Annotated in this window: 22 protein-coding genes; 8 read left to right on the top strand and 14 right to left on the bottom strand. The window is 67.8% G+C overall.

What is annotated here, in order from left to right; genetic code table 11:
- Nucleotides 1–1002, bottom strand: a 1002-nt coding sequence (locus HLH34_RS09390; protein ID WP_220792099.1) for an AAA family ATPase, incomplete at its 3' end; no start/stop codon positions are given.
- The gene (locus HLH34_RS09385) at nucleotides 999–2147 is read right to left on the bottom strand and encodes a metallophosphoesterase family protein (RefSeq protein ID WP_183119297.1); all 1149 of its coding nucleotides are present in this window, start codon (nucleotides 2145–2147) and stop codon (nucleotides 999–1001) included. The genes HLH34_RS09390 and HLH34_RS09385, both read right to left, overlap by 4 nt.
- A gap of 144 nt (nucleotides 2148–2291) precedes the next feature.
- Between HLH34_RS09385 and HLH34_RS09380 the strand changes: the two genes are divergently transcribed.
- From HLH34_RS09380 to HLH34_RS09360, 5 genes are all read left to right on the top strand, one after another.
- Complete coding sequence (locus tag HLH34_RS09380; protein ID WP_183119296.1) at nucleotides 2292–2480, top strand: hypothetical protein; 189 nt, start codon at nucleotides 2292–2294, stop codon at nucleotides 2478–2480.
- A gap of 187 nt (nucleotides 2481–2667) precedes the next feature.
- A complete protein-coding gene (locus HLH34_RS09375; protein ID WP_183119295.1) occupies nucleotides 2668–4728 on the top strand; it encodes an FUSC family protein in 2061 nt (686 codons plus the stop codon).
- Between the two features lies 1 nt (nucleotide 4729).
- Entirely contained in the window at nucleotides 4730–4924 is a 195-nt protein-coding gene (locus tag HLH34_RS09370; RefSeq protein ID WP_183119294.1) for a DUF1656 domain-containing protein, read from the top strand.
- Nucleotides 4925–4935: 11 nt separating this feature from the next.
- The gene (locus HLH34_RS09365) at nucleotides 4936–5928 is read left to right on the top strand and encodes an efflux RND transporter periplasmic adaptor subunit (RefSeq protein ID WP_183119293.1); all 993 of its coding nucleotides are present in this window, start codon (nucleotides 4936–4938) and stop codon (nucleotides 5926–5928) included.
- A gap of 94 nt (nucleotides 5929–6022) precedes the next feature.
- Nucleotides 6023–6424: a hypothetical protein gene (locus HLH34_RS09360; RefSeq protein WP_183119292.1), complete on the top strand. Its 402-nt coding sequence runs from the start codon at nucleotides 6023–6025 to the stop codon at nucleotides 6422–6424.
- 33 nt (nucleotides 6425–6457) lie between these two features.
- Here HLH34_RS09360 and HLH34_RS09355 read toward each other — a convergent pair whose 3' ends face one another.
- Genes HLH34_RS09355 through HLH34_RS09345 form a run of 3 tightly spaced genes read right to left on the bottom strand, consistent with a single transcriptional unit; the run spans nucleotide 6458 to nucleotide 7904 of the window.
- Nucleotides 6458–6796 carry a chaperone modulator CbpM gene (locus HLH34_RS09355; protein ID WP_183119291.1) on the bottom strand — a complete coding sequence of 113 codons (339 nt, stop codon included), beginning with the start codon at nucleotides 6794–6796 and terminating at the stop codon, nucleotides 6458–6460.
- Entirely contained in the window at nucleotides 6793–7710 is a 918-nt protein-coding gene (locus HLH34_RS09350; RefSeq protein ID WP_183119290.1) for a DnaJ C-terminal domain-containing protein, read from the bottom strand. Before HLH34_RS09350 ends, HLH34_RS09355 begins: the two co-directional genes overlap by 4 nt.
- On the bottom strand, nucleotides 7707–7904 hold the full coding sequence (locus tag HLH34_RS09345; RefSeq protein WP_183119343.1) for a hypothetical protein: 198 nt from the start codon (nucleotides 7902–7904) through the stop codon (nucleotides 7707–7709). Before HLH34_RS09345 ends, HLH34_RS09350 begins: the two co-directional genes overlap by 4 nt.
- A 202-nt stretch (nucleotides 7905–8106) precedes the next feature.
- On the opposite strand from HLH34_RS09345, the gene HLH34_RS09340 reads away from it, so the two are divergent.
- Entirely contained in the window at nucleotides 8107–9846 is a 1740-nt protein-coding gene (locus tag HLH34_RS09340) for a Na+/H+ antiporter (protein WP_183119289.1), read from the top strand.
- Complete coding sequence (locus HLH34_RS09335; RefSeq protein WP_183119288.1) at nucleotides 9843–10196, top strand: hypothetical protein; 354 nt, start codon at nucleotides 9843–9845, stop codon at nucleotides 10194–10196. Before HLH34_RS09340 ends, HLH34_RS09335 begins: the two co-directional genes overlap by 4 nt.
- Here the strand turns inward: HLH34_RS09335 and HLH34_RS09330 are convergent.
- From HLH34_RS09330 to HLH34_RS09295, 8 genes are all read right to left on the bottom strand, one after another.
- Nucleotides 10168–11223 (bottom strand): zinc-dependent alcohol dehydrogenase family protein, encoded by a 1056-nt coding sequence (locus HLH34_RS09330; RefSeq protein WP_183119287.1) that lies wholly within the window; start codon nucleotides 11221–11223, stop codon nucleotides 10168–10170. The two genes, HLH34_RS09335 and HLH34_RS09330, sit on opposite strands and share 29 nt — an antisense overlap.
- Before the next feature lie 131 nt (nucleotides 11224–11354).
- Complete coding sequence (locus HLH34_RS09325) at nucleotides 11355–12623, bottom strand: D-mannose isomerase (protein WP_183119286.1); 1269 nt, start codon at nucleotides 12621–12623, stop codon at nucleotides 11355–11357.
- On the bottom strand, nucleotides 12616–13476 hold the full coding sequence (locus HLH34_RS09320; protein ID WP_183119285.1) for a glucose 1-dehydrogenase: 861 nt from the start codon (nucleotides 13474–13476) through the stop codon (nucleotides 12616–12618). Before HLH34_RS09320 ends, HLH34_RS09325 begins: the two co-directional genes overlap by 8 nt.
- 197 nt (nucleotides 13477–13673) lie before the next feature.
- Nucleotides 13674–15050, bottom strand: a complete 1377-nt coding sequence (locus tag HLH34_RS09315; RefSeq protein WP_183119284.1) for a sodium:solute symporter family protein — start codon at nucleotides 15048–15050, stop codon at nucleotides 13674–13676.
- Complete coding sequence (locus tag HLH34_RS09310) at nucleotides 15043–15264, bottom strand: DUF3311 domain-containing protein (protein ID WP_244959779.1); 222 nt, start codon at nucleotides 15262–15264, stop codon at nucleotides 15043–15045. The genes HLH34_RS09315 and HLH34_RS09310 overlap by 8 nt, the downstream gene beginning before the upstream one ends.
- A gap of 70 nt (nucleotides 15265–15334) precedes the next feature.
- On the bottom strand, nucleotides 15335–17524 hold the full coding sequence (locus tag HLH34_RS09305) for a TonB-dependent receptor (RefSeq protein WP_342354508.1): 2190 nt from the start codon (nucleotides 17522–17524) through the stop codon (nucleotides 15335–15337).
- A 194-nt stretch (nucleotides 17525–17718) separates the two neighbouring features.
- Nucleotides 17719–19110: an amidase gene (locus tag HLH34_RS09300; protein WP_183119281.1), complete on the bottom strand. Its 1392-nt coding sequence runs from the start codon at nucleotides 19108–19110 to the stop codon at nucleotides 17719–17721.
- 184 nt (nucleotides 19111–19294) lie between these two features.
- Nucleotides 19295–20191, bottom strand: coding sequence for a LysR family transcriptional regulator (locus HLH34_RS09295; RefSeq protein WP_183119280.1), 897 nt, complete (start codon nucleotides 20189–20191; stop codon nucleotides 19295–19297).
- Nucleotides 20192–20391: 200 nt separating this feature from the next.
- Between HLH34_RS09295 and HLH34_RS09290 the strand changes: the two genes are divergently transcribed.
- Nucleotides 20392–21576, top strand: coding sequence for a M20/M25/M40 family metallo-hydrolase (locus HLH34_RS09290; RefSeq protein WP_183119279.1), 1185 nt, complete (start codon nucleotides 20392–20394; stop codon nucleotides 21574–21576).
- Between the two features lie 52 nt (nucleotides 21577–21628).
- Here HLH34_RS09290 and folE read toward each other — a convergent pair whose 3' ends face one another.
- Complete coding sequence (gene folE / locus HLH34_RS09285) at nucleotides 21629–22246, bottom strand: GTP cyclohydrolase I FolE (RefSeq protein ID WP_183119278.1); 618 nt, start codon at nucleotides 22244–22246, stop codon at nucleotides 21629–21631.
- Nucleotides 22247–22276: the final 30 nt, after the last annotated feature.

The raw sequence follows: 22276 nt of genomic DNA, 5'->3' as shown, positions 1-22276 counted from the left end.
CTGGCGGGCGGCCTGGGCGGCCTGCGCCGCCGCGTGCCGCGCCTCGGCCAGCCCCAGGGCCTCGGTCAGATCGGCCAGGCGCGCGGTTTCGCCGTCCAGTTCGGCCTGCCAGGCGGCACGGCGGGCGATGTCCTGCCCGGCGGCCTCGACCCGGGCGGCGGCGTGCGCCTGCGCGGCACAGGCGGCGCTGTACAGGGCATCATACTCGCGCAACCGGTCGCGCAGTCGCCGGGCTTCGGCCAGCACGGCGTGTTCCTTCTCGCGCCGGTCGACATTGTCCTCGTGCGCCAGTCGCCGACGGCACTCGGCCATCGCCGCCAGATCGTCCTCCAGCATGCGGCGCCGGGCATCGAGGCGCGCGATCTCGCCCGCCGCCTCGGCCTCGCCCTCGATCGCCGCGCGATAGCGCCCCTTGGGATTGCCGCGCCCGTCCTGAAGAACCGCAAGATCGGCCCGCACCCGGGCCAGGATCCGCTCGGCCTCGGCGCCGCCGGTCATCGCGCCCAGGTCGGCTTCCAGGCAGGTGCGCACCGTGGTCCGCGCGGGGTCGGACAATTCGGGCTGGACCAGGCTCTGCCCCTGGCCGACCCACAGCGCGGCCATGATCCCCAGCGCCTCGGTTCCCCGCTTGCCCGGTTCCAGCCCGATCAGGCGTTGGAGGCGTTCCTCGGCCTCCTCGCCCTCCAGCACGCGGCCCCCTTCGGTCAGGCGGGCGGCGGGGCGCGAGACGAAGCGTTTCTCGATCCGGTATTCGGTGCCGTCGATCGCGAAATCCGCCGCGATGCGCGGGGCCGCGCTCTGGCCATAGGGCTGCAGCGACCGTACGGCCTCGCTCCTGGAGCCGTGCTGAAGCATGAAGACCGCGCGCAGGGCGGCCAGCAGGGTCGATTTCCCGAATTCGTTCGGCGCCGACAGCAGGTTCAGCCCCGGCCCCAGCCCGCTCAGCCGGACCGGGTCGCCGAAGCGCCGGACCTGCTCGACCTCCAGCCCGCGCAGTATCATGCCCCACCCCCCGCATCCAGGTCGCGCGCCAGCAGATGCAGGCGCTGCAAGGCGGCGGTCGCGACGTCGCGCGCGTCGGCGTCGCCGCCGGCCGCCTGCGCCATAAGCGATTCGGCCGCCGCCCGCACGGCCCCCGTCATCCCGAACCCGTCCAGATCGTCGGGCGAGGTCGCTAGGTCGGGCGTGCCGTCGATGCGCAGCAGCCGCAGGGCGGACCCCAGTCCCGCCACCACCAGGGCCTGGTACAGTTCCAGGTCGGCCAGCGTCAGCGCCCCGCTGACGGCCAGCCGGACCAGCACCCGGCTGGGGTCGTCGCGGTCGATGCCGCGCAACCGCGCCTCAAGCCCCCGCACATCCTCGGCCGAGGTCAGGACCGCCTGCTCGCGCGCCCAGCGGAACCGCCCGGTCTCGTGAACGGTGACGACCGGTTCGGCGCGCGGCCCGTCCAGCGCCACCAGCAGGGCCTGCCCGCCGCCCGCGCCGCCCAGGTCGAACCCGTCGGTCTCGGGCGTGCCGGAATACCAGGTCCGGGCGTCGATCCGCAGGGCGCCATGCCAGTCGCCCAGGGCCAGGTAGCCCAGACCCGCCGTGCGCGCCCGGTCGATGGCGATCACGTTGCGCACCGCCGCCTCGTCGTTGCCGAAGGTCCGGACCGAACCGTGGGCCAGCCCGACCCGGATCGCGCCCTCGGGCGTGGGGGCGGCGTCCATCGCGGCGGTGGGGTCGCCGATGACATGGCGGCGTCCCAGCCCGGCGGGCACCACCCATGCGTCGCCCGCCGCGTCCAGCGGGGCCGGTTCGGGGGTCAGATGCGCCACCACATTGTCCGGCAGCCCCATCCGCAGCAGCCTGTCCCACAGGCCGTCGGGTTCGTGAAAATCATGGTTGCCCGGAATCAGGTGCCAGCGCAGGTCGGGAAACTGCCGCATCCGCTCGACGGGCTGGCGCAGCGTCCGTTCCGCCGGACGCAGATGGTCGTAGACGTCGCCTGCCACCAGCACGGCCGAAGCCCCCTGCGCGCGCGCCAGGCGGCCGATCCGGCCGATGGATTCCAGCCGTTCCTGTTGCAGGACCGGCAGGACCTCGTCGTCGGCAAAGCGGAACATCTTGCCGATCTGCCAGTCGGACGTGTGAATCAGGCGCATTCCGCCTTATCGCCCGAACCGGGCCCGGCGGCCAGAGGGCCGATGTCACCGGAACACCTTGCCGATGCCCCATTTCCGACACCAGGCAGCGCGACACACGATGTCGTCGCCCGGCATCCCCGCCGTGGCATAGAGCACAGGACGATGATGGCGCCCGTTACCAAGACCACCCAGCCTGCCGCCACCCCCCGCGCGCCGGAGCGGCGCCTCCGCCTGCTTCCGGCGATGTCCGAGGCCGTTCGTGCCATCCATGCGCGCCATCGGCAGGGCCTGCGGTCCCAGGCCCGGACGGATCGTGCCGGGGCGCGCGTCATGCGGGCCGCGCATGGCTGATGGCGTGTCGACGAGCAGCCTGGGCGCCGGGACAGTTTATCCCCTGATATAAAAACGGTTTTTTGACTTCCCGAAATCGTGGGCCCTGTGTGGACATGGTTTGTCGCGGGATCGATACACATGGTGTACCGGCCGCTGCCATAGTCTCGATCATGTGATCCGTGCCGACTCAGGAGGGTAAGCGGAAATGGGGGAAAGCGCACGGGGCGCGAGCGGCGTCCTGCGCTGGGTCTGGTTTCCCGATCTTCCGCGGGAGTGGTTCCCGCCCGGATGGTTCGCGTTCTGCATGCGGACGTGGGCGTCGGCGGTGCTGGCCCTTTCCGTCGCCTTCTGGCTGCAGATCGAAGCCCCGGCGTCGGCCGGGGTGACGGTGATGATCCTGGCCCAGCCCCTGCGCGGCCAGGTGCTGTCGAAGGCGCTGTACCGGATGGGCGGGACACTGGTCGGGGCGGCGGTGGCCATCGCCCTGGTCGCGGCGTTCAGCCAGGACCGGGTCATGATGCTGGGCGGCGCCGCGCTGTGGCTGGGCCTGTGCGTCGTCGTCGGCACCCTGATGCGGGATTTCCGGGCCTATGGCGCGCTGCTGGCCGGCTATACCGTCGCTATCGTCGGCGTCAGCTGCATCGACCGGCCCGAATCGGTCTTCACCGTCGCGATCTTCCGTGTCTCCGCCATCATGGTCGGGATCGCGTCGGTGGCCGTCGTGAACGACGTGTTCGGCTCGCCTTCGGCCTGGCAGGCCCTGGCCGCGGGCTTGCGCCGCTCGGCGGAGAAGGTGCGGCAGATGACCCGCGACGCCGTGGCCGGGCACGGCATTCCCGACGACGGGGCCTGCACCGCGCTTGCCGCCGGGATCATGTCCCTGACCAGCCAGGTGTCGTTCGCCCGCACCGAACTGCCGGACAGCGCCCTGCGCACAGGGGGCGCGCGATCGGCAATGGTGGCGCTGCTGGACATGATGTCGTGCGGACGCGCCATCGGCGGCATCCTGCGCGAAGGCGAGGTGCGCGCCTCGGTGCTGGCGCGGGTGCGCGCGCGATACGGCGACGGCACGCCGTTCGCTTCGGCGGCCGAGGCCCGGGCCGCCCTGATCGACCTGCTGGCGCACGACGCCGACGAGCCCCCCCTGACCCCGCCGGAGGCCTACCTGATCGAACGGACCCTGGCCCTGCTGTCCTATGGACGCTGGGTCGAGGACGGCATCCGCACGCTGGAGGACGGGCGCGCCGCGCCCCGCGTGGCGCACGATGTGCGCATCATCCGGCACCAGGATCCGGTCCTGGCGCTGCTGAACGGGTTGCGGATCCTGATGGGGTTTTCCATCGCGGCCGCGATCTGCATCCTGTCGGACCTGCCGGACTCGTCCGCCGCCCTGGTGCAGGTCGCCATCGTGCTGACCCTGTCGATCACGACCTTCAACACGCAGGCCTTCGGCTTCGGCGCGCTGATCGGCGTGCCGCTGGCCACGGCGTGCGCGATGGTCCTGAACTATCACGTGCTGCCGCTGGGGACGGGAATGGTGTTCCTGGCGATGACGATCGCCCCGATCATCTTCGTGACCTGCCTGCTGCTGATCCATCCCCGGAGCTTTGCGATCGGGTTCAATTTCGGCGTCTTCTTCTTCGTCATGCTGGGGCTGGACAATTTCCATAATTACGACCCGGTCCAGTTCATCGACCGCAACGTCTTCTACATGCTGTCGGCGGTGATCGTGTTCGTCTCGCTGGTCCTGCTGCTGCCGCCCTCGGCGCGGCGACGCCGGTTCCGCGTGGCCATGGCGGTGGCGCTGTCGCTGCGGCGGCAATTCGCCGGACGGGGCGAGGTCGCCGGCCCGGCGCTGATCAGCCGCCAGTACGACCGGCTGATCCAGGCCCGGACCTGGACCGGCTACCTGCCCGACACCCTGGCGGCGCGGCGCGTCTTCGGCCGCATCGTGGCGCTGGGGGACCTGATCGGCGCCCTGGCCCGCGCCCGCCGCCATCTTCGGCGCGCCACGACCATCGACGCGGTCGCCGGACCGGCGCGCCAGGCCCTGGACGCCCTGGCGGTCCATGACGTGCCCGCGACGGTCGAGCAGACATTACGGCACGCCACGGTATTGCTGGCCCACAGCGAAGCCCTGCAGCCGGCGGACCGGGAAACCGTGATCGGCGCGGTATCCGGCCTGTTCGGCGCGTCGCGCCTGCTGGAGCGCAACGCGCGGGCGCTGCGGCATTACGACCTGCTGCCCCCCGGCGAAGGAGTCTGACATGGTTCAGGTCATTGATATCGACGGGGTCCTGATCTCGTCCTTCGTGGCCAATGGCGCGCTGGCCCTGCTGACGCTGATCCTGCTGCGGCCGCTGCTGGGCCGCGTGGGCATCCAGCGGCTGGTCTGGAACATGCCTCTGGCCGAATTCGGCCTCCTGATCTGCCTTCTGGGCATCTATACGCTGTTGCTGTGAAAGGCCCCCCGGTGTTCGAACGCGCCCGTCACGTCATACGGATCATGACGACCCTGATCATCCTGGGCATCGCCGCCGTCGTGGCGCTGGCGCTGTGGGATTATTACACCGCCGCCCCCTGGACGCGGAACGGACAGGTCCGTGTCCAGGTTGCCAACATCGCCCCGCGCGTGTCGGGGCAGATCGTCGCCGTCCAGGTCGCCGACAACCAGTACGTGCGCAAGGGCGATGTCCTGTACAGCATCGATCCGTTCGATTTCCGCGTGGCCGTGGCCTCGGCCACCGCGCGGGTCAACGAACGCCAGGCCGACCTGACATTGCGCCTGTCGCAGCACCAGCGCCGCCAGCAGCTGTCCTCGGCTTCGGCCTCGACCGAAGAAAAGCAGCAGTTCGAAGCCATCGCCGAGCAGGCCAAGGCCCAGTACGCCGACGCGCTGGCCGCCCTGTCCCAGGCCCGGATCAACCTCGATCGCACGCAGATCCGCAGCACCGTCAACGGTTACGTTTCCAACCTGACGATGCGCGTGGGCGATTTCGCGACCGCGGGCACCCCGAATATCCAGGTGATCGACGCGGAATCCTACTGGATCGACGGGTATTTCGAGGAAACGAAGATGCACCAGATCCATCGCGGCGACCGGGTCCGCATGGATCTGATGGGCTATTCGGCCCCGCTCTGGGGCCATGTCGACAGCATCACGCGCGGCATCTCGTCAACCAACGCAGAACGATCGACCCAGGGCCTGCCGTCCGTCAATCCGGTCTATACCTGGGTGCGGCTGGCGCAGCGCATTCCGGTGCGCGTGCAGATCGACGTCCTGCCCGCCGGCATCGTGCTGGCGGCGGGCATGACGGCCACCGTGTCGATCGTCGGCCCCGACGGACATCGCCCGCACCTGACGATGCGCGAGGCCGTGGCCCGCATCCGCCGGAACGTCGGATCGGGGCCGCCGCCCAATGTCGCGCCGGCAGGCCACCCCGCCGCGCCGGGCGGGAACCGGTGAGGCGCCCCACGCGGAGCGGCCGTGCGGTGCGCCCGCTTTCAAAACCGGGCGCATCCCCATACGCTTGGGGCAACAGCCGGAGGACGACATCCGCATGACCCGCTTTCATCCCCACGCGCCCGCCCGCCTTGCCCGCCGCATGGCGCTGGCCGCCGTGACCGTGCTGGCCGTGCTGCCCCTGGGCGGCGTCTTTGCCCCCGCGACGGCCGCCCCGGCCAGTCCGTTCACCGGCCGCTGGGCGGCAATGGGCCTGTCGCCGGTCATCGTGGACGCCCCCGACGCCCGGGGGCAGGTGCATATGACCCTGCCGGACGAACTGCATGTCGTGGCGCGCCATGACGTCCTGCTGACCCGCAAGGATCACACCACGCTGCAATCGCTCGACAGTGACCCGCTGGTGACGTTCCATCTGGTGTCCGCCAACAGCGCGGACCTGAAAATCAGGGGCCGGAAGCCCGGACAGGTTCTGGACCTTCCCCTGAGCCGCGACGACTGAGATCAACCGACGCGGACCCGAGGCAGACAAAAATCAGGGGCGGGGCGTGGGCAGTTCGGCCAGCAGGCCGCGCACCCGTGCGCGGATATCGTCGGCCTGCGGTGTCTGCAACGCGTCGCGCAGGCGCATCATCTGCCGCCGCGCATCGTACAACTGGTCCAGCAGCGACAGCACCAGGGGCATGCCCTCGTCGCTGACGCCGAGGTCCGAGCGCAGTTCGACGATCAGGCGCGCGCGGGCCTCGTCGATGTCCTGGAACGCATAGGCGCCCGGCGCGCCTTCGGGGCGCAGCCAGTCGCTGTCGATCCAGCGTTCGATGTCGGCGGCCGTCACGTTGCCCAGGCGGACGCACAATGTGTCGATTGTCATCATGATGCCGCGTCCTTTCCTGCCGCATCGGGCGGCGTCCAGGATTTCAGGAATGTCTCCAGCGCCTCGTCCGGGCGGCCGATCACGATTTTCAGGGTGACGTAGAGGTTGCCGGCCTCGCGCCCGCCATGGGCCTTCACGCCCCGGCCGCGCAGGCGCATGACCCGCCCGCTGTCCGAATGGGCGGGCACGTTCATCGAGACCGGACCGCCCGGCGTGGGCACCGTGACCGGACCGCCCAGCACGGCGGTCTTCAGCCCGACGGGCAGGCTCATGCGGATATCGTTGCCGTCGCGGGTATAGTCGGGGTCGGGCGTGATGCCGATCGTGATCAGGGCGTCGCCCGCCGGGCCGCCCTGATGCCCCTCGCCACCCTTGCCGCGCAGGCGCATCACCTGTCCGTCCTCGATCCCCGGCGGGATCTTCACGTCCAGGGTGGCGCCCCCCGGCAGGGTGATGCGCGACGTGCCGCCGTTCACCGCGTCGGCGAAGCTGACGGCCAGGGTGTAGCTGCGATCCTCGCCGCGCGCCGGCCCCTGCGGGCGGCGGCGAAAGCCCCGCTGCTGGCCGAACATGCTGCCGAAGACGTCGCCCAGGTCGTCCTCGGAAAAATGGCCGGCGGAATAGCGGAAACCCTGCGCGCCCTCGGCATGGTCGCGATAGCCGCCGCCACCGGGCGCCCAGCCGCGTTCCTGCCCCGTGGCGTCGATCTCGCCCCGGTCGAAGCGCGCCCGCTGCTCGGTGTCGGACAGCAGGGTATGGGCGCTGCTGATGGCCTTGAACTTTTCCTCGGCCACCTTGTCGCCCGGGTTCAGGTCCGGATGATGGGTCTTGGCCAGCTTGCGGTAGGCCTTGCGGATATCGTCCTGGCTGGCCGTGCGCGACAGGCCCAGGATCTCGTACGGATCATTGCTCACGATTGTGGGTCTTCTCCCCGGCTTGAAGCGAAATCGAGCGTGTCGAGCAGGTTCAGCAGAACCGCGACCGCGACGTCCGCGTCGATCCCGTCCCGCCGCGCCTCGGCCATCAGGGCCACAAGGCGGGGACGAAAATACTCCTCCACCGCTGCCATCCTGTCTTTACCTTGCTCATGACGTTCGGCGCCCGGCATGGGCGCCCGCCTTCCTGAAATAATGGGGAGCCACCGGCAGGCGGTCAATGCGACCATCCGCCCGAGGGTAACGGGTCCGAATGGACCCTGACGGGACGAAATCGAATATCTGCCCCGTGGCAACCCGCATTTACACCCGCGGTTGCCTCGCCTAACGGGGCGGACCGCCGACCGGTCGCGGACATGACGTGGGACGACAGACATGCATGCCGTTTTCATGACGCTGGCCCTGCTGGCCGTGACGGGGTTGAGCAGCCTCATTTCGAAAATCGGGCGCGTGCCCGTCCCGCTGCCGCTGGTGCAGATCGCGATCGGATCGGCGGCATCGCTGGCCGGCCTGCGCATCGGGTTCGACCCGGACATGTTCCTGCTGCTGTTCATTCCGCCGCTGCTGTTCGCCGACGCCTATCGCATGCCGATGCGCGAATTCGGCGAATTGCGAAACGTCATCGTCATGCTGGCGCTGGGTCTGGTGGTCTTCACCACCATCGGCTGCGGCTATTTCGTCCACTGGCTGATCCCGCCCATCATCCTGCCGGCGGCCTTCGCGCTGGCCGCCGTGATGTCGCCCACCGACGCGGTTTCGGTGGGCAGCATGCTGGAAGGCGGCCGGGCGCCGGCCCGCGTCGTCCATATCCTGCATGGCGAGGCGCTGCTGAACGACGCTTCGGGCCTGGTCTGCTTCAAATTCGCCGTGACCGCCGCGATGACCGGGCTATTCTCGTTCCAGCAGGCGCTGGGCAGCTTCATCGTCATGTCGCTGGGAGGGGTCGCCGTGGGCGTCGCCATCGCCTGGGCGGCGTGCCGGGCCGAGCATTATCTGCTGCTGCGCGGCTACGACGACCCGCCGACCCACATCACACTGGCGATGATGCTGCCGTTCGGCATCTATCTGATCGCCGATGCCGCCGGTTGCTCGGGTATTCTGGCCGCCGTGGCGGGGGGCATGACCGTCAAGCTGACCGGCGTGATGAGCGAGGCCCGGACCGAAACGCGCCTGAAGTCCACCACCGTGTGGGACATGCTGAATTTCACGTTCAACGCGGTGATCTTCCTGCTGCTGGGGCTGCAACTGCCCGATCTGGTGACCGGCGGCGTCCGCCTGGCGCGGGCCGGCGGCTTGTCGCCCTGGTCGCTGTTGCTGGCCATCGTCGCCATCCAGGTGGCCATGAGCGCGATGCGCTTCGCCTGGATCTGGATCTCGATCACCATGCGGGTGGTCCTGGCGCGCTTCCGCCATCGCAACACCGTTATCCCGTCCTGGCGCAGCGTGCTGGTCATGACGGTGGCCGGCACGCGCGGGGCGATCACGCTGGCCGCCGTGCTGTCCCTGCCCGTGGCGTCCGCGGCCGGCCCCGCCTTTCCGGGACGCGACCTGCTGGTGACCCTGGCGGCCGGGGTGATCATCTGTTCGCTTCTGCTGGCCAGCATCGCGATGCCGGGCCTGCTGGCCGGACTGGTGCCGGGGGAAAATGATCCCTCGCTGCGCGAATTGGACGGGATGCGCATCGAACTGGCGCGCGCGGCGATCCGGGTCATGCAGGACGAGCAGGAACGGCTGACTGCCCACGGCGCCCCGCTGGACGAGGCCGGCGCATTGCGGCAGGAAGCCATTTCCCGCCTGTTGCACGAATATCAGGACGCGCTGCGCCGGCTGGACGACACCCAGGCGGCCGAGGCCGACATCCGCGTCGCCGCGATCCGCGAAAAGCGGACCGAACTGGCGCTGCGCCTGTTCGTCATCCGTCACATGCGCGAACTGTTGCACCGCCGGATGATGGAGAAGCACATCAATGACGAAACCGAGTGGACGATTACCCAGGAACTCGATTTCATGGAACATGAGCTGAGGATCGAGGCGAAGGCCCTGCCGCAGCCCGCCCCGCCGGATTTTCCGGCCCCGGCCTCCAGACGCATGGATTTGCAGGAAACCCCATCATGACCGCCCACATCGCCACGACCCGGCTGACAGGCCTGCTGATACTGGCGGCGTCGATGGCGATCGCCTGTCCGGCGGCGGCCCACCGGCATCACCATCGTGAACATACGGTGTATGGCAATATCGCGGGCTACAGCACCGTCATCGACCCGCATGGGGCGCAATATCAGTCGGACGATGCTTTCTGCCAGACCGACGCGACGATGGCCGCCACGCCGACCGCGACCTTCACGCCAACCGGCGGCAGCCAGCGCGTGCGCATCAAACATGCCTACGCCGCCTGCATGGAAAGCCGCGGCGCCTGGCAGCGCGACCCCGCCGCCGTCAGCCCGGCTGGGCCGCCTCCATCGTGATCAGCATCTTCATCGCCTGATGCCGGGCCGCCTGGCCGAACACGTCGTAGGCTTCGATGATGGTGTCCAGCGTGAAGCGGTGGGTGATCAGCCGCTTCGGGTCCAGCCGGCCGGACAGCACGCTTTTCATCAGCATCGGCGTCGTCACCGTATCCACCAGCCGGGTGGTGATCGTGATGTTGCGCGACCATAGCGTTTCCAGGTGCAGATCCACCTTGCATCCATGGACGCCGACATTGGCGATGGTGCCCCCCGGCCCCACGATGTCCTGGCACAGCTGGAACGTGGCGGGGATACCCACGGCCTCGATCGCCGTGTCGACGCCCCGCCCGCCGGTCAGGGCCATCACCTGCGCCGCCGCGTCGCCGGCGCTGCTGTCGATGACGTGCGTTGCCCCGAACTGCCGCGCGACCTCCAGCCGGTGCGGGTCGAGGTCGATCATGATGATCTCGGCCGGGGAATAGAGCTGCGCCGTCAGCAGCGCGGCCATCCCGATCGGCCCCGAGCCCACGATCGCCACCGTGCCCCCCGGCGCGACCTTGCCGTTCAGCACGCCGCATTCGAAGCCCGTCGGCAGGATGTCGCTGAGCATGACCAGCGCGTCCTCGTCCGCGCCGGCGGGAATGGGATAGAGGCTGGTTTCGGCATGCGGGATGCGGACGAATTCGGCCTGCGTTCCGTCGATGGCGTTGCCCAGCAGCCATCCCCCGGTCTCGCAATGCGAGGGCATGCCCCGCCGGCAATAATCGCAGCGGGCGCAAGAGGTGATGCACGAGATCAGGACCCGGTCCCCGGCCCGGAATGTCGTGACGGCCGCCCCGACCGCGTCGATCACCCCGACCCCCTCGTGCCCCAGGGTCCGGCCCGGCGCGCAGGTCGGCACATCCCCCTTGAGGATATGCAGGTCCGTTCCGCACAGGGTCGTCCTGGCCATCCGGACGATCGCATCCCCAGGCTGGAGGATCTGCGGCCGAGGCCGGTCTTCCAGCCCCTTGTCGCCAGGCCCACGATAGACAAGCGCCTTCATTATCCTGCCTCCTGCCCCGAGGGCGGCATCCGGCACGGGAGCCGGCCTCGCCCCGTTCGCGGCGCGAGGATAACCGCCCGGACAGGCAGGTGCGAGCGGGTCACGCGAGCTTGATGAATTTCGCCCTTCCGTCAGCCGTCCATGATCGAAACGGCGGTGGCAAAGCTGGGCGCAAGGGGAAGAAGCGGCGTCAGCGTCGCCTGCCAGGCATGGTAAAGGTCGGCCTTGCCCTGGTACACCACGGCCGAAGGGCGATTATGCCGGTCAAGTTCCTGAAGCCACCCGCCCTGCGTGCGGTCGATCATGTAAAGGTCGATATAATCCCAGATCTTGCGGTACCATTTTTCGTATTCCGCATGTCCCGTACGCTTCAGCAGCGCGGCGGCTGACGTCATGGCTTCGGCCTGGCACCAGTGGGGGCGATTATGCACGACAGGTTCCAGGTCCCAGCCCACGGTGTAGAGCAGGCCCGGTTCACCGTCACGCGCCCACCCGGCGTCGGTGCCACGGCGGAAAAGACCAATGGCGTCTTCCAGCAGCCAGAGGGGGGCCGAACCGCGCGCGCGCAGCAGGGCGGCTTCCAGCTTGAGCAGCAGGTGCGACCATTCGACGAAATGCCCGGGCGTCATTCCATAGGGGCGCAGGTCGTCCGTCGGCTTGTCGCGATTAAAATCCTTCAGAAGAGTCCAGTTGCGATCATAATGTTCCGGGACGGCATATCCGGCGTCACGGGCCAGGGTATGGATGATCCGCTCGACAATTCTCAGCGCCCGCCGACGCCATGCCGGATTTCCGGTGACGTCCGCGACGGCCATGCAGGCTTCCACCGAATGCATGTTCGCATTGGCGCCGCGATAATCTTCTTCATCCGACCAGTCCGCGGCGAAGCTTTCGCGGAAGACGCCTTCATCCTCGCTCCAGAAATGGCGCTCCCATACCGCCAGCGCGTCTTTCAGCAAGTCCTGCGCGCCCTGTATGCCCTGCACGACCGCCGAGGAGGCCGCGAGCGCGACGAAGGCGTGCAGGTACGCCTGCTTGCGGCCGCCCTCCGGCCCTTGTCCCGCCGGGGCGACGCCTTCGAACCAGCCGCCATGTGCATGATCCCGCAACGGCCCCAGCAAGCTGGCGACGCCATGTGCCGCCAGCGGGGCGCATCCGGGAAGACCGCGTCCGGCGGCGACCGCGTAGACATGGGTCATCCGTGCCGTCAGGATGCTGTCCGCGCTTGCCCCCGTCATCAGCCGGCCGTCGTCGCCGAGTGCCGCGAACCCTGCGTCGACCCGCGAGGGTTTGGAGAAATCCAGCAATCGCTGGCCCTGATGATCGAGCCAGCGGCGATGGGGCGCCGAACGCAGCCAGGTTGATTCCGGCAGCATCAGCGACGGAAGCGCCTCAGCCATTGACGATCATGCCGCCGTTGACGTGGACGGTCTGGCCCGTGACGTAGGATGCGTCATTCGACGCCAGATAGACATAGGCCGGCCCCATTTCGCTGGGCTGCCCGATGCGGCCAAGCGGCGTATCCTTGCCCAGGTCGGCCACGGCCTGCGGGTCGATCGGCCCCCAGCTGGCGGGTTGCAGCGGGGTCCAGATCGGGCCGGGCGCCACGGCGTTGACGCGAATGTTCCGCTCGGCAAGCTGCAGCGCCAGGGCGCGCGTAAAGCCCAGTTCGGCCGCCTTGGTCGTGGAATAGGCGACCAGAGCCTTGTTGCCGGCAAAGGCGTTGATCGACGACGTGTTGATGATGGCGCTGCCCTTGCCGAGATGCGGCAGCGCGGCGCGCGCGATATAGAAATATCCGTTGATGTTCACGTCCATGTGACGCTGCCATGTGGCATCGTCGATATCGGTCAGGTCCTCGCTGACATACTGGACGCCGGCATTGTTCACCACGACATCAAGGCCGCCAAATGCCTCGACCGTGCGCGCGACGGCCGCGTCGCAGGTTTCGCTTCTGGAAACATCGCCCCGAATTGCGAGAGCTTTCGCGCCCTCGGCCTCGATCAGGCGAACAGTCTCCTGCGCGTCTTCCTTTTCTTCCAGATACACGATGGCAACATCCGCGCCCTCTCGCGCGAAATGCAATGCGACCGCACGGCCGATGCCGCTGTCGCCGCCCGTAATCAGCGCGCGGCGCCCCTTCAGCTTGCCGCTGCCGCGATAATCGGCACGGATATGTTCCGCCTGTGGTTGAAGCAGACGCTCGACGCCCGGCTGATGGTCCTGGCTCTGGGGCGGAATGCTCTGGGCCATAAGGGGTTCTCCTGCATCAATGGCAACGGCGGGCTGCAGCAGTCGCCCTGCGGCAACCGCTACGTCCTGGTGAGGGAACGCCCGGGGGTACGAACTGTTGCCTAAACTCCGGTTCAGGTTCCTGCCGGACGAAAATGTCCCGTGCATCCATCCGGCATTAGATGGCCCGCATTAAGGAATTCTGAACCGCAGGGCCGTCAGGCCCGGGCGGTGCGCATGCGGGCCAGCCCCTGCGCCACCGTGATCGTTGCGAGATTGACCAGAAGCCCGACGAGGCCCGCATTCAGCCCGCCGGGCCGCACCCCCGCGAGAAAGAGCACGACCGCCACCGCACCACCCACGACCAGGCCGGCACCGATGGCGGCCGGCGCGGGGGTGCGGCGCCAGATCACGGCGGCCATGCCCGGGACCATCTGCGAAACCCCCAGATAGTACATGCTGGTCAGCGCGACCATCAGACCCGAAAGATGGCTGGCGGCGACGATGGAAAAGACGAGATAGAGCGCGATCACGAATTGTGCGCCCCGTCGTTGCTGGTTGTCCGACAGGCCATGAAGCAGATTATGGGACACAAGCGGCCCCAGCGTGAGGCAGGTCCCGGCCAGGATAACGAGGGCGGAGAGCGCACAGGCGGCGGCGACGATCCCCACGGCCCACCCCGGCAGCAGCGCATGCGCGCTGGCCATGAACACGGCATTGGCCGACGGCAACGGCAGGCCGACCACGCGGGCATAGACCGCGACCAGGTAGAGAAACGGAAACATCAGCATATAGAGCGGCATGACGATCTGGTTGCGCCGCACCGTCCGCCCCGATCGCGCGGTGAACAGGAAGGCGACCGTCTGCGGGGCCACGCAGAACCCCATCGCCTGAAGGAGGATGGTCGACATGGCATAGATCTGATCCTGCGTGCCGAGCCGGTCGTGGCCGGGCAGGCCGGCAGGGGGCGCGTGCAGCCCGCCCATCGTCCGCACGGCTGCCACCCCCACCAATATGACCGCGATCACAACCAGGCTGTCCTTGATGATCGAGACATAGGCCGGCGCCCGGATGCCCGACAGCATCAGCCAGGCGAAGGTCACGATGGCGGCGCCTCCGGTCAGCATCAACGGCGGCACGTTCCAGTGAAATTCTTCCAGCACGTTCAGCAGGCCGGCGAACTGAAGCTCGCCGAACGGCAGAAGGAACAGGATCGCATTGACGACGACGATGCGTTCCAGCGCGGGACTGGCGAAATGCACGCGGAACAGGTCGGCGATGGTCAGCGCGCCGCATCGCCGGCCGGCCTGCCAGATCAGCGGGTTGACGAAGTAGCCCAGCGGATAGGCCAGTACGATATAGCCCAGGAACCACAGCACGAAGGACGTGCCCTGGCCATATGCGGCGGCAGGGAAGCCCAGGATGCTGCCGATGCTGTACGTCTCGCCGACCGCGAGGACGAAGACGAGCAGGCCGCCGAACTGGCCGGAGGCGACGAAGAAATCGCGCGAATCCTGATGTGCGTGGCCACGTCGGGAATAGAGCGCGACCGCGACCGACAGCATGATGATGGACAGGAAGACGATGCTAGCCATCGTCGCCCCGTCGGCGGTCGGACAGGGTCCAGACAATGGCCATGCACAGCGAGGCCAGAATGAAGCAGCAGAACATCCAGAAGACGGGCAACGGGAAAGCCGCGACCGTCATCCGCGTGCCGCCCAGGAAGGGAATGGCCAGGACGATGGCGCAGAATGGAACGCCGAGCCCGACGGCGACGCGCCAACCCTGGCCTGCCGCCGGTTCCCTCAAGCCCGCGCCTCCGTTTTCCTTTTCCACTCCGTCCGTCCTCATGGGTTTCGACACGTTTGCCGCCTGCGGTTCAGTAGGTGTAGCTCAGCCGCGCGCCATAGAAGCGCGGCGGGCCGACGATGCCGAAATCGGACGTGGTAAAGAAATTGCGGGTCAGGTCGTAGGTGCGGTCAAGCGCGTTCTGGACGTAGCCGCTGACGCTCCACCGACCATGTTTCGGGCGGAAGGTCAGGGACGTGTTCAGCAGGAAGTACGGCTTGATGTTGAAGAGCGGACCGAGCAGGACGGCGGTCTGCAGGCTGCGATACGAATAATCGACTTCCGGCGTCAGCACGTAGTTCCCCGGCAGGCCGATATCGTAGGCGGCCGAGCCGTTGAGGGTCAGCTTCGGGAAGCCCATGTCCTTCCCGGCCATATTCGTAAAGACCGGCGTATACAATCCGCCGGGAACATGAAGGGCCGCCGTGGCTGCGAGGTTGGCGATCTGGAACCGGTTGTATTCTCCACGCTCGTAGCCGAAGGTCTGCGACAGATGCAGCCCCCGTACCGGTTCGGCCTGCGCTTCGAGCTCCACGCCCCAGATCGACGAACGCGGCGCGTTCACGATCTTGCCGATCGGCCCCATCACCGGATCCACGATGGCGCTTTGCACCTGCTGGTCGTGATAATCGTATTTGAAGGCGGCTCCGTTGACCTGGACCCGATGGTTGAAGAATTCGGTTTTCGCCCCCAGTTCGTAGGCCACCAGCCATTCCGGCTTGATCGGCGCGAGCTGCGAGGGGCTGGTCAGGTTGTAGGCCGTGAATCCGCCCTCCTTCACGCCGCGGCGAATGTTGAAATAGGTCAGGATGTCGCGGGTGACGTTGTATTCGAAACCCACCTTCCCGGTGACCTGATCCATTCCGGTATGCCGGTCATAGGTCAGGGCCTGCGGGCCGGGATGATGCTGCGTATAGAAATTCGTCAGATCCTTCCATTCGCTTTCATGACGAAGGCCGAAAATCAGCCGAAAGTTCGTGATCGGCCGATACACGGCCTGCGCGAATTGCGAGAAGGACTGGTCCGGCTGGCCGTAGCGCGTGTCGTTTATGAACATGTGGGTGGACATGTAGTCCGTCACCATGCGGTCCTGCATGTCGGTCTTGAAGTAATACAGCCCGGCCGACCAGGTCAGCGGCCCCTGGCGGCGGGAGGCGAGGCGGAATTCCTGCGAAAAGACCGAAAGGTTGGTATCGAAATAATTATCGGCCTCGTAGGACGATGTCGCGTCCCAATCATTCATCTCGTGCCGGCTCATCGCCTCGAAGGCGCTGACCGAGGTGAAGCGCGCCCAGGGCAGGTCCTTGCGGATCGACAGGTCGATGCCCCACGTCTGGTTGTCGCGGAACGGCTTCTGGTTCGGCGACACGCCGATGAGACTGGCAAATTGAGGCGAAATACCCCAGCCCGTGGCATAGTGATCGGTATCGACCGGAATCAGGACGCCCTTGCCCGCCTGCGTGACGAACGGCTTGATGATGTAGCCCGGCGTGGCGTCGGACCTGTCCACCGCCCAATGGCCGTTGAGCGACACGTTCATGGTGTCGTCGACGTCCCAGTTCAGCTTGGCGCGCACGGCGCCGCGGTCGGTGCTGCCGATATGTTCGCCCGTGTCGCGGTTGTGCAAATATCCGCCGCCATGGTTGGTTTCGGCCGAAAGGCGGAACGTGACGTTCCGCGCCAGCGGGCCGGAGACGAACAGGTCGGTCTTGCTGCGCGCGTAATTGGCGATGTCCTGCATCACGCCGGCCGTCCAGCGATGCGTGGGCTCGGCGGTGATGATGTCGATGTCGCCGCCCGAGGTATTGCGGCCGGCCGTCGCGCCGGTCGGGCCGCGTTCGACCTCGACGGCCGAAAGGTCATACATCACGCCCTGCGTCATGATGCCGAACGGATAGGCCACGCCGTCCACATAGGTCATGACATCGGGCATGTTGTTCGAACCGTAATCGAAGAACCCGATGCCCCGCAGATGGAACTGCGGCTGCCCGCCGCCCATCGCGGGTTCGACCTGAAGGTTGGGAACAAGGCGCTGCAGATCGTTGACCGTCGTGACGCCGGCCCGGACCAACTGGTCGCGCGTGAGTCTTGATATTGCGATTCCGGAACGTTGCACGCGGCTGCCGTTGTTCTGGGCGCCATGGACCAGGATGTCTTCTCCCGCCGGGGCCGGCGCGCCCGGCGCGGGGGCATCGGCCCGCACCGCCGGACGTGCGGCCACGGCCGCCGGAGTCGTGGCGGGCACTGGGACGGCGCTTGGGGCGGCCCCTGGGGCGGGCATCGGGGCCGCCTTGGCGGATCCGGCAGGGAGGGACGCGAGGCCGCACAGGAGGATCAGCGATCCGTGGCGCGCGTGTCTGGGCATGGCGATGCTGTTCCGTCTGGCTGGCGGTGGCGGAAAATGGGCGAGGGCGGTCAGGCGGCGGGGGGCGCGGGCCACGACGTGATCGGCCCGCGCGCGGTTTCGCAGACCGAGGCCAGCCGCAACGCGTCGAGGTCGGCGAAGCGGGGGGTGACGATCTGCAGGCCGATCGGCATCCCGTCCGAGGAAAATCCGCAGTTGATCGATACGGCGGGCTGTTCGGACATGTTCCACGGCACGGTGTAGACGATGTGGTCGAAGGACCGGTCGGGGTCGTTGGTCGGTCCGGGGAATTCGGCCGGAAAGCTGACCACCGGCGTCGTGGGCGAAAGGACCGCGTCCACCGATTCGAACAGGGCCGCGCAGGCGCGACGCATGGCGAAGGTCTGCCCCAGCCCGTCGACCGCGCGCACGCCGTCGATGTTCTTCCCGCGCGAGGCCCAGTCCCGGATGAAGGGCAGCACCTTGTCCATCCTGTCCTCGGGCAGCTTGCGCAGTTCGGCCCAGCTTCGCGCCGTCCAGTAATCGTCGAGGCCGGACAGCATGTCCTGCGTCATGACCGGCGGCACCGGCACGATCTCGGCCCCCAGTTCGGCAAGGCGTTCGGCGGCGGCGGTCACCGCCGCGCGGATTTCGGCATCGAGCGGCAGGCCGCAGCCCGGTTCCAGTTGCAAGCCGATCCGCAGCCCCCGCAGCCGCATGCCGCGATAATAGCCGTCCCAGTCGATGGCCTCGGGCGGCAGGCTGGTCGCATCGCGCGCATCGGGCAGGGCCAGCACCGGCATCATGAGCGCGGCATCGTCGACGGTCCGCGTCATCGGCCCGGCACAGCGGCCGATATAGTAAGGATCGACGGGGATACGCCCCAGGCTGGGCTTGAAGCCGACCAGCCCGCACCACGCGGCGGGCAGGCGCACCGAACCGCCGATATCGGTGCCGACGTGAAGCGGGCCATATCCCGCCGCCGCCGCCGCCGAGGCACCGGCGCTGGACCCCCCGGGGTTGCAGGCCAGATTCCACGGATTGCGGGCAAGCCGGTGAAACGTCGACAGCCCCGAGGACAGCATTCCGAAATCGGGCACCGTGGTCTTGGCGAAGATGATCGCCCCCGCTTCCTTCAGGCGGGCCGCGATGGGGGCGTCCGCCGGAGCCGGGACAAGGGGGCTGGCGGCGCTGCCCTGCGGAATGGGGTCGCCCCTGGTGGCGATCAGTTCCTTGACCGTGACCGGAACGCCGTCGAGCATGCCGGCGGGCGTCCCCGCCATCCAGCGCGCCTCGGACTGCGCGGCCTCGGACAAAAGACGGTCGGGATCATAAAGATACAGCGCGCCCAATGCGGGTTCCCAACGCGCGATATGGGCCACCAGGTGCCGGGCGTACTCCACCGGTGAAAGCGACCGTGTCCTGAACAGCTTCAGGAGTTCGCGCGCCGTCAGATCGAGCATGTCGTGTTTTTCCATTCGCCCTGATTGCGATTTCAACCGGCCGTGCCATCTTGTTCCGGTCGAGAAATGGATGTTAGGCAGCGGGCCGCCCCGGACGCCATTCTGTTTTTGTGCGCATGATGCAACGAAAACCGTTGCACCATGCGCATATCTGGTCCGCTTTAGGCGCGGGGGCAAGCGGTGTTCAGGCGAAGGTCGTCATGATCCGTCCGATGCGGTTCGCGACCATCCGCGCGGCAAAGGAGAGCGGACGATTGGTGGCGCGCAGCAGGTCGAGCGCGGTCGGAACCTGCAACGGACCCGCCAGCGGCACGGCCCGGAGCAGATTCCGTTCGATGGGCGTGCGGCAGCAGATTTCCGGAAGGAACAGCACGGCCGAGCCGCGCATCGCCAGATCGAGCTGCAGTTCGAACGATCCGGTCATGAATATCGGATCGAATCCCGCCTCGTTCGGCGGGATGACGCGATCGAACGCCCGCCGGACGAAATAGCTGCAATCCGGTATGGACAGGGCATGCGCGCGCACATCCTCCAGAAACAGTTCGCGCCTGCCGGCCAGCGGATGGGACGGCGCCATGATGGCGGAATGCACCACGTGCAGGCGGGAACAGATCGTCAGTTCGGACAGCGAGGGCGCGAACAGGGTCAGGCCCAGATCGACCTCGCCGGAGGTCAGCGCGGCGCCGATCGAGGGACCGCCGGCGGTTTCGACATTGAACCGCAGGCCGGGAAATTCCTGATGCAGCGCGGCGAGCGCCGGCGCCAGCACGCTGGAGACCGGGCTTCCCGACGCCCGGATGGTGACGGTTCCGGACCGCAAGCCCTTGAGGTCGTCGACGCGCGCGCGCAGTGAATCCAGTTCGCGCGCGACCAGGCCCGCGCGTTCGGCCACCACTTCTCCGGCCGCGGTCAGGCGGACACCCTGCTGCTCGCGCTCGATCAGCGGCGCGCCGAAGAAATGTTCCAGATTCTCGATCTGCCGTGTCAGCGCCGTCGGCGTGATGTCGAGCTTCTGCGCCGCCCGACGCAACGAGCCGGTGCGGGCAAGGACCTGGAAGTAGAGCAGTGCCTTTACGTGCATCGGTTCCTCCCGGGGGCCTGTTTGAAAATGCGTGCTGGTGGCGATCCGGCGCGCGTTTCCTGCGCTTGGGACGGGCTACGCGAAAACCGTTCCACCATGAACACAAAATCGATCTGGCCGGAAAACAAACGTGCTTCCTAGAGTGAATGCCCGTCCCGGACGCACCACGCCGGGCCAAGGCAGGATCGCAGGAGAAAGAGATGGGATTTTCGACGCTCGATACCGGCTCGGCCCAGGATACGCTCCATTTCGACGAGGACCGCATGGTGGCGGGCATCATGGAATGGGCCGAATGCGAAAGCCCGACCTTGGAGGCCGGTGCGGTCAATCGCATGATGGATCTTGCATCGCGCGCGCTTGCGCTGATGGGGGCGCGCATCGAACGCATCCCGGGACGCATGGGGCTGGGCGACTGCATTCGCGCCCGTCTTCCCCATTCCGCGCCCGACGGCACGCCGGGAATCCTGATTGCCGCGCATCTGGACACGGTGCATCCGCTCGGCACGTTGAAGCAGCTTCCGGTGCGCCGCGAGGGCGACAGGGTCTATGGCCCCGGCATCTGCGACATGAAGGGCGGCACCTACATGGCCATCGAGGCCCTGCGCCAGATCGGTCTTGCCGGGCTGGCAACGCCGCTGCCGGTTACGGTCCTGCTGACCCCGGATGAGGAAATCGGTACGCCCTCGGCCCGCGACCTTGTCGAGGCCGAGGCCGCGCGCAACCTCCTCGTGCTGGTGCCCGAGCCCGGACGGCCCGACGGCACCCCCTGTGGCGGCCTGGTAAGCGGGCGGCATGCGGTGGCGCGGTTCGAGGTCCGCACCACCGGGCGGCCCAGCCACGCGGGCGCCAGGCTGGCCGCCGGCCGCAGCGCCATCCGCGAAATGTGCCGGCAGGTTCTCGATATCGAAGCGATGTCGACCGAGCGCTGTACCTATTCCGTGGGGGTCATCCAGGGCGGACAATGGGCGAACTGCGTCGCGGCCCATTGCGACGCCCGGGTGCTGCTGAGCATGGCCGAAACCGAGGCGGAGCTGCAGGCGGGCATCGCACGGATGCTCGCCCGCCGTTCGAGCACGCCCGACGTGGCATTGACGGTCAGGCCGACCTGTGTCCGCCCCGTCTGGACGCCGGGCCGCGCCTGCACGGCGCTGTTCGAACATGCCCGTCAGGTGGCGCGGGGGCTTGGGTTCGACGTCGCCGCGTCCAGTTCGCCGGGCGGCTCGGATGGCAATTTCACCGGCGCGATGGGTGTGCCGACGCTGGACGGGCTGGGAATACTCGGCGACATGTACCATACGCTGGAGGAGCATATGCTGGTGTCGAGCATCGTTCCACGCACGCGGCTGCTGGCGGGGCTGCTGCTGAGCCTGGCGCCATCGGCCTGACGGCCCGATGATGCGGCCGGCGCGCCGGGGGAGCCGCTTTCAAGGCAGTCTTCTAGATGTGGGCGTTGGCGACCGACGGACGGTTCAGCATCGCCATCAGTTCGCGCCGTGTGTCCGAATTGGTGCGGAACACGCCGAGCATGCGGCTGGTCACCATCGACACGCCCGGGCGATGCACGCCGCGCGTGGTCATGCATTGATGTCCGGCCTCTAGGATGACCGCGACCCCGTGCGGTTGCAGGACGTCGTTGATCGTATTGGCGATCTGCGCCGTCAGCCGCTCCTGGATCTGGAGGCGGCGGGAATAGGCCTCGACCACCCGGGCCAGCTTGGAGATGCCCACGACGCGGGTGCGGGGCAGGTAGGCGACATGGGCCACGCCGATGATCGGCACCATGTGATGTTCGCAATGGCTTTCGAAGCGGATGTCGCGCAGCAGGACGATCTCGTCATAATCCTCCACTTCCGCGAAGGTGCGCGCCAGGATGGCGGTCGGGTCCTCGCCATAACCCTGGAAGAATTCCTCGTACGACCGCACGACGCGGCCCGGCGTGTCCAGCAGCCCCTCGCGCGACGGGTCTTCGCCCGCCCAGCGCAACAGGGTGCGGATGGCGTCTTCCGCCTCCTCGCGCGAGGGACGGGGCAGGGGGGACGTATCGGAGGAGGTCATACTGTGTCTTGCCGGGAAGGCGGCTGCCGG

This window comes from Gluconacetobacter azotocaptans (assembly GCF_014174355.1).
GTDB classification, from domain to species: Bacteria; Pseudomonadota; Alphaproteobacteria; order Acetobacterales; family Acetobacteraceae; genus Gluconacetobacter; species Gluconacetobacter azotocaptans.
The sequence above is the reverse complement of the archived record's forward strand: the minus strand, read 5'-3'. Positions and strand labels throughout refer to the sequence as shown.